General features: G+C 48.6%; 6 protein-coding genes. 5 read left to right on the forward strand and 1 reads right to left on the reverse strand.

The genetic code is table 11. The features are described 5' to 3' along the window. Nucleotides 1-224 precede the first annotated feature (224 nt). The 3 genes from BLR32_RS16140 to BLR32_RS16150 all read left to right on the forward strand — a co-directional run bounded on the left by BLR32_RS16140 (nucleotide 225) and on the right by BLR32_RS16150 (nucleotide 8,242). Entirely contained in the window at nucleotides 225-4,298 is a 4,074-nt protein-coding gene (locus BLR32_RS16140) for a two-component regulator propeller domain-containing protein (protein WP_176842306.1), read from the forward strand. Nucleotides 4,299-4,410: 112 nt separating this feature from the next. Further along, nucleotides 4,411-6,303: a glycoside hydrolase family 97 protein gene (locus BLR32_RS16145; RefSeq protein WP_089833545.1), complete on the forward strand. Its 1,893-nt coding sequence runs from the start codon at nucleotides 4,411-4,413 to the stop codon at nucleotides 6,301-6,303. A gap of 37 nt (nucleotides 6,304-6,340) precedes the next feature. Further along, the gene (locus tag BLR32_RS16150) at nucleotides 6,341-8,242 is read left to right on the forward strand and encodes an RICIN domain-containing protein (RefSeq protein WP_089833547.1); all 1,902 of its coding nucleotides are present in this window, start codon (nucleotides 6,341-6,343) and stop codon (nucleotides 8,240-8,242) included. Between the two features lie 935 nt (nucleotides 8,243-9,177). On the opposite strand, the gene BLR32_RS16155 is transcribed toward BLR32_RS16150, so the two are convergent. Beyond that, nucleotides 9,178-11,943: an alpha-L-arabinofuranosidase C-terminal domain-containing protein gene (locus BLR32_RS16155; protein ID WP_245705444.1), complete on the reverse strand. Its 2,766-nt coding sequence runs from the start codon at nucleotides 11,941-11,943 to the stop codon at nucleotides 9,178-9,180. Nucleotides 11,944-12,253: 310 nt separating this feature from the next. Here BLR32_RS16155 and BLR32_RS16160 point away from each other — a divergent pair, with 310 nt between their 5' ends. Together BLR32_RS16160 and BLR32_RS16165 are read left to right on the forward strand one after the other, a co-directional pair. Further along, nucleotides 12,254-15,283, forward strand: a complete 3,030-nt coding sequence (locus BLR32_RS16160; RefSeq protein ID WP_089833549.1) for a SusC/RagA family TonB-linked outer membrane protein — start codon at nucleotides 12,254-12,256, stop codon at nucleotides 15,281-15,283. A 21-nt stretch (nucleotides 15,284-15,304) separates the two neighbouring features. Continuing rightward, on the forward strand, nucleotides 15,305-16,840 hold the full coding sequence (locus BLR32_RS16165) for a RagB/SusD family nutrient uptake outer membrane protein (protein ID WP_089833551.1): 1,536 nt from the start codon (nucleotides 15,305-15,307) through the stop codon (nucleotides 16,838-16,840). Nucleotides 16,841-16,864: the final 24 nt, after the last annotated feature.

Raw genomic sequence — 16,864 nt, forward strand, 5'->3', positions numbered from 1 at the left:
AACAGCAGTACCCGTATCAATACTTATAAGATACTGTATTAAAAATAGAAAAATGCCCTGCATCTCCTGTTAAAAGGAAATGCAGGGTATTTTGTTTTGCTTTCCTGAGAAAAGTAATGTCATCAGAAGGAATATTTACTATCTTACAGATAGATGCCAACCATGAGCAGCGTGCATCGCAGTAAATATAAATGTTCGGGAGACGATATCAAGTAACGACTGTTATGAAAAAATTGTTATACACTGGCCTGTATATCCTTTACCTTTCCTTTTGTACAGGTATTGTTCATGCTGCTCCCAATCCGCCTATTATTCATCTTGGTATTGAACAGGGATTATCCAATAATACCGTCCGCTGCATCATGCAGGACCATTATGGCTTCATGTGGTTTGGCACCTATGATGGTCTGAACCGCTACGATGGCCAGGGATTCAAAGTATTTCGCAGTAAACTGAGCGACTCCAATTCGCTTGTGAACAATATCATTACCGCTATCATTGAAGACAGTCATCATTATCTCTGGATTGGCACCCGTCAGGGGCTTAGCCGCTATAATCCGCTGCTGGGAAATTTTACCAGCATTGCTTATGGCCGGCCCGCCCAGAAAATAGCCACGGTGATCAGAAGTGTGGGCGCCGATAAAGACAACAATATATTCATAGGCACCGAGGGGTTGGGCATGTTGCTTTGTGCGCAGGGAGCTACTGTGGCAAGCGCAGTACCGCTGGTCCTCGATGGGAAGCCTACCGGCAAATATGGAGTACATAGCATATTGACGGATGGAAAGAACCGCATCTGGGCGCTGGTACAAAATAAGGGACTGGCATTATACGACACTGCCTCCCGTAAGCTGCGACTGGTAAATACCGAGTTGCCTGCCGCTGCCTGTTTTGCTACAGATGGTAAGGATATCTGGATCGGATCTGGTGATGCGGTATATGCTTATGATATTGCTTCAGGGAAGGTCGCTAAAGTATTTGAAGGTGTTGCACAATCGCCGGAGCCTGGGATGGTACTCGCCCTGATGTTGACCAAAGACCGTCAGCTCTGGATTAGCACAGAGACAGGTAGTATTTATACCTGGAACAGGTTGAGCGGTCAGGTAAATTATATCAGGTCTGGAGAGGGAAGAGATGAGCTGACAGGGGGCGCTATTCATACCATGTATGAAGACAAGGCTGCTGGTAAATGGATCGGTACGCTACGCGGAGGTATCAATATTATCGGCCTGCAGAAAAGCCGCTTTTTGACTATTCGCCGGGAGCCGGGCAACAGTAATACACTCTCGGGGAATGTTATTTCTTCTTTCTATGAAACGCTCGACAGCATTCTCTGGATCGGTACTGATGGTAATGGTCTGAATCGCTGGAACCGGCATACCAATACTTTTACGACATACATGCATAATCCGGGGAACCCACATTCCCTGGCCGACAATTTTATCACCTGTCTGGCGGGTGATGACCGGCAGCATGTATGGGTGGCTACTTACACCAAAGGCATCCAGCAGTTTGATATAAGAACACAGCAGTTTAAGCACTACGCCTGTATGAATCCTAATACCGGCGCAGAGAACAGGGTTGTGTTTGTGTTATATACTGACAGTAAGGGAGGGCTATGGGCTACCACCCTGCGCAGTACGGGTATTTATGGCGCCTTGTATCGCTACAATCCCGCCAAAGATGCTTTTGAAATGTTTGATGATACCCTTTCAGATCTTTTCGCCCTGCAGGAAGACAGTCAGGGGAATTTCTGGGGTGGTAATCTCACGCAGCTGGTAAAGATCGACAGAGCCGGTCACCGGCATCAGTTCTATCCCATCGGCCATACTATCAGGGCTATCAGGGAGGAAGGAAAGCAGTACCTCTGGGTGGGTACCGAGGGTGGCGGACTATTCCTGTTTGATAAGGTAAAAGGTGCCGTTATTGCCCGTTATACTACTGATAATGGTCTGTGTAACGATGCTATCCTGAACCTGCTGGATGATCATCATGGTAATCTATGGGCCAGCACTTACAACGGACTGTCGAAGTTCAATATGGCTACCCGCACCTTCATCAACTATTACCAGGGTGATGGCCTGCAGAGTAACCAGTTCTTCTACAATGCGGCACAAATGCTCCGCTCGGGAGAAATGGCTTTCGGTGGTATTAAGGGTCTCAGCTTGTTTTATCCCGGTCAGATCCAGAGTGATCACCGGCAGCTGAACCTGGTGCTGACAGATATTTCCGTTAATAATTCACCCCTGGAAAAGAATGCAAAGTTCATCGAAGATGTGACGGATGATGCGGTGCAGTCCATCGAAGTACCTTACAATGAGGCCGTCTTCTCCTTTTCCTTTACAGCTTTGGAATATGCTTCCCCGAGGAGGATCAGCTATGCCTATTATATGGAGGGATGGGACAAGGGATGGAACAATGCCGGTAACACACGCTCCGCTACTTACACCCACCTCAATGAGGGGACTTATACTTTCCGCGTAAGGTGTACCAATGCAGAAGGGATCGGGAATCCACAGGAAATAGCACTTAGTATTACTGTGCTGCCGCCGTGGTACAGAAGCTGGTGGGCCTATCTCTTATATACTGCACTTCTGTCGGGTGGTGTGTACATGTATTTCCTCTATAAGATGCGTCAGAACCGTCTGAAGTATGAGATCCGCCTGGCGCATATCAATGCACAGAAGGAAAAGGACCTGCACGAGAAAAAGCTCTCTTTCTTTACCCATATATCGCATGAGTTCAGGACGCCGCTTACGCTTATCATTAATCCGATCAGGGAAATGCTTTCCCGTGTGGAAGAAGACGATGGGCGGGAGGAACTGAATACAGTACACCGCAATGCCCGTCGTTTATTAAGCCTGATAGACCAGCTGCTGTTGTTCCGTAAGGCAGATAGTGAGGCGGATACACTGAAGGTAGTGCAGCTCGACTTCGCGCATCTCTGTAAGGAAGTATACCTCTGTTTCATCCAGCAGGCGAGGCTCAAGAAGATAGACTATCGTTTCGACTGTCCTGATACGCCTATGGAAATGTATATGGACCGAGAGAAGATAGAGATCGTGCTTTTTAACCTTGTGTCGAACGCCATCAAGTTTACACCTCCCGGTGGCACGGTGACCTTTACGGTACAGGAGAAGGACGACAGTGTGCAGGTGGAGGTGACAGATACAGGATGTGGTATTCCCCCGGAAGTGGGCGACCGCCTGTTCCATAAATTCTACCAGGTCAAAACCGGGCAGACATCCGGAGGTTTTGGCATAGGACTGTTTCTGGTGAAGTACTTTATAGACCGTCATGCGGGGATGGTCGCCTATGAAAGCAAGGTAGGAGAGGGCACCTGTTTCCGGACTGTCCTGCTGAAAGGAAAGACGCATTTTGGCAGTGAAACCATCTTCACCGATATCCCTGAGGAATCTATTTTCCTGCGGGAAGAACTAGCGGAAGAAAGTGTGCCGGAAAAGAAAGAGACCAGTCTTGCGACGCTTGTCACAGAGCGGCAGTCAATATTGATCATTGACGACGATGAGGAGCTGCGTAAATATGTGGCGCTCCTGTTTGCCGACAGCTTCACCGTGCTGGAGGCATCGAATGGGGAGGACGGTCTGCAACTGGCGGTCGACTCTCTGCCTGATGTGATCATCAGCGACATTACCATGCAGGGCATGAGCGGGTTGGAAGTCTGCGAAGCCATTAAGGGTAATGCAGCCCTGAGCCATATCCCGGTGATCCTGTTGACAGCCACCACCGCTTCAGACATCCAGCTGAGAGGGATTGAAAGCGGGGCGGACGATTACATTACCAAACCCTTTGAGAAAGACCTGCTGAAGGCCCGCGTGCTGGGTATACTGAGGAAGCGGAATACCCTGCAACAGTATTTCTATAATGAGATCACGCTGAAAAGGAATGACCTTAAAGTGTCTGTAGAGTACAAGGAATTCCTGGACCGCTGCATTAAGATCGTGGAAGCACACATAGATGACGACAACTTCTCTATCCGTACCCTGGCAAGGGAGGTGGGGATGAGTCATTCGGGGCTTTATAAGAAGGTGAAATCTGTCTCCGGTCAGTCCATCAATGGATTTATCCGTTTTATCCGCCTGCGTAAAGCTGCCGAGGCCATGATCAGCACAGAACATAATATCGGGGAGATTGCTTCGATGGTTGGCTTCAATAACATCAAATACTTCCGTCAGCACTTCAATGAGCTTTTCGGTATGAAGCCTTCTGAATATATCAAAAAATACCGCCGTCCTTTCCACAACACCCACCATGTGAACATCAAAGGAGGTAAGTAAGGCGAAAAATATACCCCTTTTTTCCGAATCCGTTCCCCTTAGGCCCTGCCTGTGCCGGGTATTTTTGTATGCAATGAAAAACTGAACAAAATACCGGGATACGGAGAATCACATGAAAGGATATTTGCTCTTCTTCGGCATGTTAATAGCGACCACGTGCTATGGACAGTCAGCCGCACCCATAACAGGCACAATGACAACGGTGCAGTCGCCTGATAAGAATCTTACCGCCAGGTGCTACCAGGTAAAGGAAGCTTATGGCAATACGCTGTACTACGAAGTAAGCTACAAAGGCAGGACCATTATCCGGCCTTCAGCACTCGACATACGGTTGGACAACCACATTACTGAGAATGCCATGGCGCTGAAGGTGGATACCTTCACCCGCTGGACAGCCAATCTGGTGGTGAGGGATATCAGCAGCAGCACCCACGATACCAGCTGGCGACCAGTAGCCGGAGAACAATCTATTATACGGGATCATTATAACGGTGTCACCATATCCCTGCAAAAGGACAACAATCCTGATTACCTGATGAATATCGAGATGCGTGCCTATAATGAGGGCATTGCATTCCGGTATTACTTCCCCGAGAATGCAAAGGGTTCTTACTATCGTATTACTGTGGAGCATACGGAGTTTGCCCTACCGGAAGGCGCTACCGCCTTCCATGCATTATGGGGACAGGCAAAATACCAGGAGTTGCCTTTACGCAACTGGCCTGGTCCGGCAGAACGTCCGCTGACATTGAAACTACCCGGAGGACTTTATGCTTGTCTGGCGGAGGCGCAGATGGTAGACTATGCAAAAACAAGGTTCTCCCTGAGCCCTGATAAGCCCAATACGGTTGTAACTGATCTCTATACTTCTGCTGATCTCATCTCGCCATTTGCCACGCCCTGGCGGGTGATCATGGTGGCCGAACGGCCAGGGGCACTGCTGGAAAACAACAGCATCCTGCTGAACCTCAACCCACCTTCCCGTATCAGGGATACCGGCTGGATAAAACCCGGTAAGATCATGCGGGTAATGACACAAACGACTGCCACTGCAAAGGAACATATAGATTTCGCTGTAAAGCATCACATGCAGTATATCCTGTTTGACTGGAAATGGTATGGTAATGCGTTCAGCTTTAACTCTGATGCTACCAAAGTAGCCATCTCTGATTTCGATTTGCCTGCTATCATCCAGTATGGAAAAAAGAAGGGGGTAGGCATATGGTTGTATGTCAATCAGCAGGCCTTGCTGGCGCAGTCAGATTCCTTGTTCCGGGTATACGAGCAGTGGGGTGTGAAAGGTGTGAAGTTCGGCTTCGTGCAGGTAGGTTCCCATCGCTGGACTACCTGGCTGGAAGATATGTTCAGGAAAGCGGCAGAGAGCCATATCATGGTGAACGTACATGATGAATGGCGCCCTACCGGCGAACAGCGTACCTGGCCTAATCTTATGACGGCAGAAGGTATTCGTGGTAATGAAGAAATGCCGGATGCGACGCATAACACGGTATTACCTTTTACCCGTTTTATTGCTGGTCCGGCCGACTACACGATCTGTTATTACGATAATCGCATCAAGACTACCCACGCACATCAGTTAGCGCTGGCGGCTATATATTACAGTCCCCTGCAAACCCTTTTCTGGTATGATAATCCTGACCTGAGCAATGGTGAACCTGAATTGGAATTCTGGGATCATATACCTGTTACCTGGGATGAAACCCGTGTGCTGCAGGGCGCGCCGGGAGAGTATGTTGTTGTGGCCCGCAGGAAAGGCGCACAGTGGTTTATCGGTGGCATCGGCAACAATGCTGCAAGAGACATTCATCTCTCATTTGATTTTTTACCCAAGGAACAACCCCTTACCGCAAAAATATATACGGATGATTCAACTGTTAACACCCGCACAAAAGTGAAGGTGGAACAGCGAAAGGTAAATGCATCAACAGCCATGGATTTTAAGCTATCCGCTTCCGGCGGATTTGCGGTGTGGGTCTATCCTTAAAAACCTGGATAACATCCTTTATTAAAACCCACGATTTATGAAAACATGTACTTCCCTCGTACAAACCGTCCTATGCTGCCTGTTGCTAACAACAACCCTTCAACTGGCAGCACAAACCTTTATTCATCCCGGCCTGTTGCATACAGAGGCCGACTTTGCCCGTATGCGTACAAAAGTGAATGCCGGCGCCCAGCCCTGGAAAGGCAGCTGGGATGTTCTTATCGCCAATGGCCGCTCACAACTTAACTGGACTGCTCGTCCTGTAGATACCGTCCGCAGGGGTGGCGACCGCCAGAATTATGGTCAGCTGATGAACGACATTGCCGCTGCGTATCAATTAGCCTTACGCTGGAAGATTACCGGCGATGTGGCTTATGCTAACAAGTCGATCGAGATCATGAATGCATGGTCATCTACCCTGCAATTTGTGACCGGCAATGCAGACAGATTTCTGGCCGCCGGTATCTATGGCTACGAGTTTGCCAATGCAGCTGAGATCATGCGTACTTACAGTGGCTGGGCCACTGCTGATTTCGAGCGCTTCAAAGACATGCTGCTCACCAAGTTCTATCCGCTCAGCGACGACTTCCTGAATGATCACAATGATGCCTGTATCACTAACTACTGGGCCAACTGGGACCTTTGTAACATGGCCTTCATCCTTTCCTTAGGTGTACTTTGCGACCGCCGTGATCTGTACAACCGGGCGATCGACTATTTCAAGAACGGCGCTGGTAATGGCGCTATTACTCATGCGGTGTGGTATCTGCATTCCTCTACACTAGGGCAATGGCAGGAGAGTGGCCGCGATCAGGGGCATTGTACATTGGGTATTGGCCTGATGGGAGCCTTCTGTGAAATGGCCTGGAACCAGGGGGATGATATGTATGGTTACGACAACAACCGCTTTATGAAAGGAGCAGAGTATGTAGCTAAGTACAACATTGGCGACTCTGTGCCTTATGTTACCTACAACTGGGGCACTGGGCAAAACTGTGCTGCGTCTTCCCAGACAGTGATCTCTGCTTCAGCCAGAGGGAATATACGCCCTGTATGGGAGATGGTGTACAACCATTACGCCAATCGTATGGGACTGTCTGTTCCGGCAATGGCAGCTTTTGCTGCTATTCACCGGCCTGAAGGCGGTGGTGGTAACTATGGCACTGCCAGTGGTGGTTTCGATCAGCTGGGTTTTGGCACACTGACTTTTACGCGCGATCCTTTGCCTGCGGGCGGTCCTGCGAATGGCACCTACAAGATCTTTGCGCGGCATAGCGGGAAGGCGATGGATGTGGCGAATAATGGGACTGCAAATGGTACGAATGTGCGTCAGTGGACTTCTAATGATTGTGCGTGTCAGCAGTGGGAAGTGACTAATACTGGTAATGGGCAGTATACGATTGTTGGTGTTGGTAGTGGGAAGAATCTTGATGTGAATGGCGTGAGCACTGCGGATGGGGCGAATATACAGATATGGCAGTCGACAGGGGCGAATAATCAGCGGTTTACTTTTACTGCTACTGGTGGTGGGTATTATAGGATAACGCCGGTGCATAGTGGGAAGGCGGTGGATGTGAATGCGGGTGGTATGGCGGATGGGGCGAACATTCAGCAGTGGACTTACAATAGTGGGAAGAACCAGCAATGGCAGTTGGTGCCGGTTGCTGCCGCCGCTGCTCGTATGGCGATGCCGGTTGCGGATGTAGTGGAGGGTCTTACTGTTTATCCTAATCCTGTGGTGAATAGTGTGACTGTTATGATACCATTTTCGAAAGGTACTGCTGATGTTACGTTGAGCGATGTGACAGGTAAGGTTTTGTATAGGGCGCGGGAGGCTTCGCGGAAGCATGTTATTGATATGAGTGGTGTTGCGCCGGGTACTTATTTTATTACTATTAGTAATGGGGTGGAGAAGGTTACGAGGAAGGTTGTTAGGTGACAGTTTATGCTGAGAAGCTTTGGTTTTTTGCCGCTAAAGTAACTTCGGTTTCAGTGAGTAGTGCGTAGGTAATAGTTTCCGCTAGAGTAGCTGTGGTTTCAGTGAGAAGTGCATAGGTAATAGCTTCCGCTATAGTAACTTAAGTTGCTTTGGTTTTTTGCCGCTAGAGTAGCTTCGGTTTCAGCATGGGATGGCGGTCGGCGCCTTTCCAGATGTCGATTGAGCGTTGTCGAGCGAATGGAGGTTTGAATATAGATTTAACAGCACCAGTCGTATCACCCGAAAGCCGAAGGCCCGCCATTCCCATCTGAAACCGGTGCTACTTCCGCTGTTCCTCGTGAATGGAAAGGCGGTAGTATGTTAGGACAATACATCGAAATAACGTTCCTGAAAAATGAAGAGGGTATTAGGATGCATCGAAAAACATATCTGAACAGAACACATGAAAACTAGTCAGGACATCCCACATACCTTTTACGCACCATAACGACCCTTTATTCAATAAATCTGATCGCAATTAAATGAATTACGACCTACAATGTTTTCTCTTGCCATTCCCGAGGAACAGCAGAAGTAGCGGGCGGTTTCAGATGGGAATGGCGGGCCTTCGGCTTTCCGGTGACACGACCGGTGCTGTTAAATCCTTATCCCAAATCCAATACGATTGATAATGCTCAATAGTTATTCAGAAAGGCGCCGACCGCCATCCCATACTGAAACCGAAGCTACTCTAGCGTAAACTATTACCTACGCAATTCTGCGCATAACGTTTACTGAAACTACTCTAGCGTAAACTATTACCTACCCATTCTGCGCATAACGTTTACTGAAACTACTCTAGTGTAAACTATTACCTACGCAATTCTACGCATAACGTTTTACTGAAACCGAAAACACTTAGCCTGAAAACCCCGAATCTCTGCACGCTAAGACAGTTACTTCGTTTTAATCCGTATCACAGTAAACGAGTACGGTGGCAACTCTGCATTGAACTTGTCGGTAACCGGATAACTGGACACAACAGGCCTGGCATCTTTGCTATCTGGACTGCCCTGGAGCACAGTTTTTACGGCATCGGCATCTGCAATGCTGATACCGCTGAGATCAATGCTGGATTGAACGGCCTTTGGCAGGAGGTTCACCATTTTTATGATGACAGCTTTGCCCCTGGTATCTTCTACGGTGGAAACAGCGATCCGTTCTCTTACGTCTTCACGGTTCATGTCGTTAGAGATGGTAATGGTACCTGGCAGGTACTTGTCGCCACTATTGGCGCCGTATAGTTGTTGTACGAAATAGTTGACGGTTGGCTTTACGGTGGTGTTGTTGAAGTAGATCAGGTCAGGTGTCCATTGCGTGTGCGCCTCTTTCGCTAAGAGGGGTGCATAGGATGCCATGCTTACAACGTCGCCGTTCCGTTCGAGGGCGGTGAGGTAGAGCGCTTCGGCGAGAGCGGTTTCAATGTTGCTGGGACGTCCGGGTAAGTGGGCTGCATATTCCCCGAGGTATACTTTTGATTTGGAGCGGTCATATTTGTCGTAGAAGTCCTGGTTGTGAATGAACCATCCTGGCGATACGTAATAATGCTCGTCGATCATGGGGACCTTCAGTTTGTTGGCAATGTCCCAGCCTTCGTCATAGTCGGTGCCTTCAAAGAAGGGACCTGCGGTACCTATGACGGTGATTTCAGGATGTTGCTTTTTTACGGCGTTGAAGAGTAGCGTGAAGCGTTCTTCAAAGATGTCAGTGATCAGGTCTTCATTGCCGATGCCGATATACTTCAGATGGAAAGGTTCCGGATGCCCCGCTTCTGCGCGTTTCTTACCCCAGGTAGTATGAATGTCACCATTGGCATATTCTATCAGGTCCAGAATGTCCTGTACATATTCGTCCATTTCAGACATGGGGATACCGCCTTGCTGGCCGCTGCCTTTGGCGGAAGGACCAGAGTTCTGGCAGGGAACGCCTGCTGCGACAACAGGTACGGGTTCTGCACCAATGTCTTCGCAGAAGCGGAAGTATTCGAAGTATCCAAGTCCGGCGGATTGGTGATAGCCCCAGAGGTTGCGCTGCGGTTTACGTGCTTCCAGCGGACCGATGGTGTTTTTCCAGCGGTAGATGTTATTGAGTCCGTCGCCATGGGATACGCAGCCGCCGGGGAAGCGTACGAAGCGCGGATGTATATCGGCGATTACCTGTGCGAGATCGGCGCGTAGTCCGTTCTTTCTGCCTTTGAATGTTTCCTGCGGAAAGAGGGATATCATGTCCAGGGCCAGGCGACCGGCGGTAAGCGGTTGCAGTTCAAGCGTTGTGCTGTCTGCATCTGCGGTGGCGGTGAGTACAGCCTGAGCTTTCTTCCAGGAGTTGCCGGATATAGTGATGGTGGTTTGTGCCAGTATATTGTTTTGTGGGCTGACGAGACGGACGAGGAGTTTACCACTTTTTCCGTCTGGTTGTCTGGTAAAGAGGGAGAGGTCATATTTACTGCCTTTCTTTACCGGTATGCCGTCGTAGCCGCCGTTTACCAATGTGGCGCCAGGTGTTTTAGTGTCGAGTATAGCATAGTGTGGGTTGTTGGGATGGATAGGGGTGGCAGCATCGATGGTGAAGGTACTGTTGTCGCCATGTAGCGTCCAGGAATGGGTGCTGTTCCAGTTTGGATCGCGTCCTTCTTTATCGCTTAACGCATATTCAAAGTCGCGGTTCTGTACCAGTTCGGCGTAGAGGCCTCCGTCTGCAGCGTAGTTGATGTCTTCAAAGAAGATACCCAGGAGGAGGTTGCTGATTGGTTTTGCTTTTTCTGGATGCAGGGTGATACTGGCCTGTAATGGTTTTTGCAGCATGGCGAAACGCTCATTGTCCTTTGTGGATGATTCAGCCTGCTGCTGCCAGTTATATTGTGCCAGTTCCTGGGTTTTGATGAGCCGGTCCACTACAGCCCAGGGGACGCGGTGTACCTGTCCGGTGGCGGTGCCTTCCGGTAATGTGATAGTTACACTGCCTTCAGAGTAGCGGGAGGTGGTAATCGCTGTGGCCGGAGTGTAGGTTTTAAAATCGGTGGTGGTGATGCGGAATTGTTTTCCGTTTGCATCGGTATAGGTGATATTATAAGATTGTTGTCCGGCGTCATATGTTACAGCAGGGTGTAGAAAGTTAGCACCTGCGGTGATGTCAGGGTAACTTTGTCGCTTCCAGTTCACCAGGTCTTCCGATGCAGCATGGGCAAAAAGGTGGTCCCGTTCATTCAGGCTCCATATGCAATGCCATATACCGTCGGGCGCCTGTATCAGCCAGGGGCTGTTCATCCGCTTATCTGATCCCCAGCGGCCGTAATCACTGTATAAGAAGGCGAAACGGTTTCCGATCACATGCCATTGCTGTTTGTCCTGGCTCCAGGCAAACTGTAGTCCGCTCCGGTCATTGTTCTTAGCTGTTGTATAAGAAAAGAGATAAGCGGAATCCGGGGCATGGGTAGTGCCTTCTGGATGGCTGACAGGTCGCATGAGGTTCGCATGGGTACCATTGGTGGTGACTTTTGCATAGCTGGCAGGAGAGAATACGTCTGTATGAGAAGTATGGGTAGTGCCTTCTGCATGGCTGACAGGTCGAGAGACGTTTGCATCCGTAGCATGGGGGGTGGCAACCGCCGGTTGAGCTGCCAGGTATACTATTATTAATAGAAATGACCAGTGCTTTATCATAGTGGAATTAGTTATTTGTGATGTTATCCCTGAAATCGTTCCCCAAAATAATAATAAAAGTGTGAAAATGACATTTAAAAATATTGGAATAGCCTGCGAATAATCGATTGCATATGAGTCCGTCCCCCATTTTGGGCGAAAAATAACCCCTTCTTTTACGAATAGCTACCCCTGTTTCCTGGTTTCAGGCATCTATTTTTGTCATGGGCTGATACAAAAGAAAGAACATTTTATACCGGCTTTGATACGCCAGAGGGGGACACAGTGAACAATGAAAAAAACGTCCTTTTTAAAACTATAAATTCCCGAGATGAAAAAAAGTCTATTCTTGCGCTTCCACGAGGGCTGCCTTGCAGCATTATTCTTCTTATGCGCTTTAACGGTTCCCGGGCAGGGGTACGCCCAGGAAAAAACCGTCACAGGTATTGTAAAGGACTCCAGCGGCAATCCGCTGCCTGGTGTCCGTGTTACCGTCAAGAATGTTAAAGGAGGTACCATTACCACTGCTGAAGGAAAATTCAGCATTGCGGTGCCTGACAGTAAAGGAGTGCTTGTCTTCAATATGATGGGCAACGCTACCCGGGAGCTGCCGGTAGATGGCGCAGGTCCATTCAGTGTGACACTCAGACCAGAGGCCGTAGGCCTGCAGGATGTGGTGGTAGTCGGATATGGTGTACAACGCAAATCTGACCTCACCGGTGCAGTGACCAGCCTGAAAGCAGCCGATATTACCAAAATAGGAGGTAGCAATGCTGCCGAAGCATTGCAGGGTAAAGCACCCGGGGTGCAAATATTAAATGTGGGCCAGCCAGGTAATGCGCCTGTTGTCCGCATCCGTGGTGTCGGCACCAATGGCGACCCAAATCCGCTGTATGTGGTAGATGGCATGTTCGTGAATGATATCCAGTATCTGAACAGTCATGATATCGCCTCCATGGAGATACTGAAAGACGCTTCCGCTACCGCTATTTATGGTTCCCGCGGCGCCAATGGTGTGATATTGGTGACTACCAAAAAAGGCCGGACCGGCAAACCAACATTTAACTTCAGCGGCAGTGAGGGCTTCCAGTTCCTTACCCGCCGTTACCAGGTGGCAGACGCCAGTCAATACGCCACCCTACAGAATATGATGAATGGCACTAACACTTACCCTGATCCCAAATCCCTGGGCAAAGGAACCAATTGGCTGGATGAAAGCACACAGAAGGGATGGGTCAGGGATTACCAGGCATCTATTGCCGGTGGTAGTGAGAATGTCAGCTACAACATAAGCGGTGGCTATTTTAAACAGGAAGGGGTGATGAAGTTCACAGACTATGATCGCCTTACCCTGAGGGCCAACAACGAGTACCGTCTCAGCAAAAGGTTGAGGATCGGTCACAACCTGTCCATGAGCAACTCAAATATCACCGGGGTAGGTAGCAGTGCCGGGGCACGTGTGTTCAATGCCCTGGTACGCATCTCCCCCCTGATCAAGGTGCGTGACGATAATGGCAATTTCAACGCCGGACAAGATCCCGATATTATCAATCCGTATGCTGCCCTTTACTATGGTAAGGATGCCAATAATAACAGCCTGCGCTTTGTAGGCAACGGATGGCTGAATTACGAAGTGATCCCAGGATTGGTATTCCGCAGTAGTTATGGTATTGATTATGCGTATGACCGCTATCATTATTTCGAACCGGCCTACAATATTTCAAGCCCTAACCAGATACATGCCAATAACTCCCTCACAGAAAATCATGTCAATAACAAAACATGGTTGTGGGAGAATACGCTTAGCTATGATAAGCAGATCGGCAAAGATCATCATCTGAACCTGCTGGCAGGTATCACCGCACAGGATGGGTATTACAATAAACTGGAGGGCGTCGGACAGAACCTGGCGTTTGATTATCCGGATTACCAGTACCTCGGTGCTGCGCCTGCAGGTAGTGTCAGCATTACCAGCCAGGCTTACAGTGAATCGATGCTCTCTTATCTTTTCCGCGCCAACTATGTATGGAAGAATAAATATCTGTTCACAGGTACTTTCCGTGCAGATGGTTCTTCCAAGTTCGGTCCTAACAACCGCTATGGTTACTTTCCTTCCCTGGCACTGGGATGGCGTGTGTCTGAAGAAGATTTTATGCGTAACCTCACCTGGGTAGATAACCTGAAACTGCGTGCCAGCTGGGGACAGGTAGGTAACAACAAGATCAGCAACTATATCGCCTACAACACTGTTGTGCAGGACCCGGTGTATAATGCCCTGTTCAATGGCGTTTACTACTCGAACGGTACAGTAACTGCTGCTGCCAATCCTAATATCAAATGGGAACGTACAGAACAAACAGATTTCGGTATTGAGTTCGCTACGCTGAAGAAAAGGTTGAATGTGGAATTCGACTACTTCAACCGTGATACTAAAGATCTCTTGCTGATCATTCCTATCCCTGGCGGATCTACAGGTATCACACCTACTTACTCCAACGTGGGTAGTATACGCAACCGCGGTTTCGAATTCCTGGTGAGCTGGAATGATCATAAAGGCGACTTCACCTATGGTGTGACGTTGACAGGAAGTACCTACAAGAATACGGTGCTCGATTTTGGCAACCAGATCATCAGCAGTTCACAATGGATGTCAGGTTCTGTACACAGAGGAGAGAAAGGTCAGCCGCTCGGTTATTTCTATGGTTACAAGACGATCGGCATCTTCGAGAGTGATGCGCAGATTGCCGAATATAATAGTAAGAATACCCAGGGAAAACCATATCAGGCGAATGCTAAACCGGGTGACCTGATCTATGCTGATACAGATGGTAATGGTTACATCACTGGTAATGATCAGACCAATATCGGTTCTCCGCATCCTAAGTTCATTGGCGGTCTGACGTTCACAGCTTCTTATAAGAACTTCGATTTCGCGCTGGATGTGATGGGTAGCTTCGGCGCCAAAATATGGAACTCTGCCCGTAACCAGATCAATTCTACCAATACCAACCTGCATGTAGACTGGCTGAATGCCTGGACGCCTACACATACCAATACTGACATACCTCGTCTTGCAGCGAATACCAATAACTCATGGGGCTCCAGCTTTAATGTGCAGGATGGTACCTATGGCAAGATCCGCAATGTGGAACTGGGATATACGCTCAACAGGGAACTGGCAAACAGGATGAAGATCGCTAACCTGCGGATATATATCAATCTTACCAATCCTGTATACTTCACAAAGTACAAAGGCTTCTCTCCGGAAGTGGCTAATACAAGCCCGCTGGAAATGGGTACCGACTTCAGTACCTATCCTGTTTCCGGTACTGCAAAAGCAGGTGTAAATCTCACTTTTTAACATCAATTCAAGCGTAAGACCATGAGCAAACTTAAATATATATTCCTGGCAGCATGTCTGCTGTCATTTACCGCCTGTGAAAAGTTCCTGGAGAAAACGCCACAGGGTGTTGTTTCCTCTGACCAGTTTTTCGCAGACGAAAAGAACCTGGACCTTGCCGTGGACAGGATATACGGTACACTGAGCTGGCGTGAGTATACCATTGGTCGCCAGTTCTTCAGTACACATGAAATGGGAGGAGAGGATTTTGTAGGTAGCAGCAATAATGGTATTGGTACTACACTGAATACCTTCCAGTCATTTACCTATGACCCCAGCCAGGGATTCCTGCAGCAGTACTGGGACAGAACATATGCGAACCTTAACTTCTGCAACCAGGTGACTGATCGTACACCGGCTATGAAGAATCGTGAACTGGCAGAAAAAGCAGAAGCACAGGCAAAATTCTTCCGTGCATATTACCACTTTGAGCTGGTGAATGTATTTGGTCAGGCGCCACTCCGCGATCATGTACCTACATCTTCTTCAGAGTATGATATTCCTAAGTCCAGTGAAGAGGCTTTATATACTTTAATCATCAGCGATCTGGAATATGCCATCGCTCACCTGCCTACCAAATCAGAATGGGGCACAGCCGGCAATGGACGTATCACAAAAGGAACGGCGCAGGGATTGTTGGCGAAGGTATACCTGTTCCGTCAGGATTATGCCAAAGCACAGCAATATGCCAACGATGTGATCACAAGCGGGCAGTATAGCCTGTTTAATGATTATCGCCAGCTTTTTCATCCCAGTAACCTGTATTCCAGTGAGAATATGATGCCGGGTGGATACCTGTTCACCAGTACTATCTGGTCTGGCCGCTGGTACAATCCTTATCTGCAATACCAGGGCGTATCCGGTGAGTTTGGAGACGGCGTGTTGTATCCTGCACAGGCATTGGTAGATAGCTATGAAGCAGGTGATCCACGCAAAGACGCTACTATTCTCTTCAAAGGAGATAAGGTGGAAGGCTGGACCAGTAAAGATGCCAATACGGCGAAAGATGGTACGGTGCATTTTCCTTCCAATACCAACATCGCCAATAAAAAAGTGATATGGCCGAAATCTTACTGGAACAACGGTGAGTTCTCTTTCCAGAACGTGAACCCGATGTTCCTGCGTTATGCTGATGTACTGCTCATATATGCAGAGGCCAGCAATGAACTGGGACAAAGCGGTAATGCACTTACTGTGCTGGAGCAGATACGCTATCGTGCGCGTGGTAACAAGACCTTTGCAGAAGCAGGTGTATTGCCGGAGATCACTACTACTGATAAAGCGGAGCTGCGTGAAAAGATATGGCATGAGCGCCACATAGAGCTGGCCCTGGAAGGACATCGCTGGTTTGACCTGGTGCGCTACAATAAGGTAGTGCCGGGATATACAGCTAACCTGTTGAAGAATGTATACAATCGCACGGCTTTCGATTATAACAGGCATAGTAAATTCCCCATACCTCTGAATATGATAACTAGTTCTCAGGGTATACTTACCCAAAGTGATGCATGGAAATGAGGTGGCGCATATCCCTTTATTGAA

Origin of the sequence: Chitinophaga filiformis, from assembly GCF_900102545.1 — a bacterium.
Classification (GTDB): domain Bacteria; phylum Bacteroidota; class Bacteroidia; order Chitinophagales; family Chitinophagaceae; genus Chitinophaga; species Chitinophaga filiformis.